1 protein-coding gene is annotated in these 321 nt (G+C 62.6%); it reads right to left on the minus strand.

What is annotated here, in order from left to right; all coding sequences use genetic code 11:
• A partial coding sequence (locus AC04SI_RS33390; RefSeq protein WP_488475745.1) for a hypothetical protein occupies positions 1 to 321 on the minus strand: 321 nt, incomplete at both ends.

Consider the following 321-nt stretch of genomic DNA (forward strand, 5'->3'; position numbering starts at 1 on the left):
CCGGTCTCGGGATCGAAGCGCTCGCCGATGTAGCCCTTTTGTGTCTGGAAGCCGGTGTTGAGGCTCTCGCCATAGGTGGCGTAGGTAGTCTGTTCGACGATGGCGCCAGACATGTCGGTGACCTGGCGCACCGAGGCCAGATGCTCGCGGTGCAGGAAGTATTTGGTCGTGCCCACCACCTTGATGTCGGGATGCGGATAGCGCGTGTAGACCTCCGCTCCCGGCGTCGCCGGATTGATCTCGACATTGGCGTCGGGATAGAGCGTGGTGGCGAAGGAGGAGGTCTTCTTCGCTCGCGCTCCATCCGGACCATAGGCGAGC

The sequence above is a fragment of the Mesorhizobium sp. CNPSo 4689 genome, assembly GCF_057784325.1.